We start from the raw sequence: 1,428 nt of genomic DNA, 5'->3' as shown, positions 1-1,428 counted from the left end.
TTTCGCAAGCTGGATGATCGCTATACCTATGCCGCCCACATTGCCGTTTTTCTCTGCAGCGGGTCTGGGCTGGTGTTTTTTCAGCAACTGTACCGGGCGGATTGGCCGTGGCTGGTGCCCCTGTTGGGCTGGTGGGCTTTGGGGTTGGGGATCCACAGCTTCTGGATCTTTTTTGTGGCCCGCTATCCCGTCGAGGCCGGCTTTGGGGAGCTCACTCCCGGCGCGCACGAAAACCCAACAGCCGCGGAGACGGATCCCTCAGGGGCCAGCTAAGACTCAGAGGGTGGACAACCCGATTGCTCATGGTGCTCAACCGGAGGGGGCAGAAGAGCCACCTTGTCGTCGTTGTCGCTGCAGCAGCAGGGGGGAGAGGTCGCTCTCGTCGTAAATATCCCCCACCAGCTCCTCCAAAATGTCTTCCAGCGTGATGAGGCCGGTGGTGCCGCCAAACTCATCCACCACGATCCCCAGGTGTTGGCGAGAGCGCAGCATTTCCTTGAGCAACAGGCTGACCCGCTTGGTGTCCGGCACAAAAAAAGGCGGTGCCATCGCCTGGGTCACTTCGGCATTGCCTTTTTGATCCAGATGGCGCAGGGCTTGCTTGAGGTGGATGATGCCGACGATCTCATCCTTGGATTCTCCCTGTACGGGGATGCGGGAGTAGCCCGTTTCCAAACAGAGCTTCACCACATCCTGCAACGTTTTGTCGTGGGAGATGGTCTCCATCTTGACTCTGGGCTTGGCCACATCCCGCGCTTGGAGTAAGTCCAAAGCCAAGGCACCGCGGAACAGCCGCCGTTTTTGCCAATCCAGCAGCCCCCGCTGCCCCAACACATCGATCAACAGCTCCAAATCCTTGAGAGAAGCAGTAGCCGTCAGCGGGGAGAACTCCAATAGGTTGAAGAGCCTGCTGACAACCCACTCAAAAGCGTCGCTAAAAGGGCGCAACAGCAGCGATAGGATGTGGACGGGCCGCACCACCCAGCGGAACACCCCTAGCGGATGGCTCACCGCCAAGGACTTTGGGGCTACTTCTCCAAAGAGGAGCACCACAATTGTGGTGGGCACGGTGGCGGCCAAAGCTCCAATCTGGGTTCCCAACAGTTCAATGGAGAGGGTTGTGGCCAAAGCGGCAATGCCGATGTTGACAAAGTTGTTCACCAGCAACAGGGTGGTGATCAGCCGCGAGCGCTGTTGTTGGGCCAGTCGATACAAGCCCTGTGGATCCCCTTGTTCTTCGATCAGAGATTCCAGGCGCAGGTTGTCCATGGCCGTGATGGCGGTTTCGGCCCCAGAGCAAGCTCCTGAGAGGAGCAGCAGAAAGGCCAAGAGAAAGACATTAACCATAGCGCTCCGTTCGCGACGGCGGAACGGGATACAGGTAGCATTGGCTCATCGAGAGAAAAGCGGGTCGGCCTATTTCCATCA

2 protein-coding genes are annotated in these 1,428 nt (G+C 58.3%); one reads left to right on the top strand and one right to left on the bottom strand.

Annotation, left to right across the window (positions count from 1 at the left end):
* A partial coding sequence (locus ACVWXZ_RS14280) for a hypothetical protein (protein WP_457482669.1) occupies positions 1-273 on the top strand: 273 nt, incomplete at its 5' end.
* 36 nt (positions 274-309) lie between these two features.
* On the opposite strand, the gene ACVWXZ_RS14275 is transcribed toward ACVWXZ_RS14280, so the two are convergent.
* Positions 310-1,347, bottom strand: a complete 1,038-nt coding sequence (locus ACVWXZ_RS14275) for a hemolysin family protein (RefSeq protein WP_457403063.1) — start codon at positions 1,345-1,347, stop codon at positions 310-312.
* Between the last annotated feature and the right edge of the window lie 81 nt (positions 1,348-1,428).

It is taken from the genome of Thermostichus sp. MS-CIW-38 (assembly GCF_054058415.1).
The sequence above is the reverse complement of the archived record's forward strand: the minus strand, read 5'-3'. Positions and strand labels throughout refer to the sequence as shown.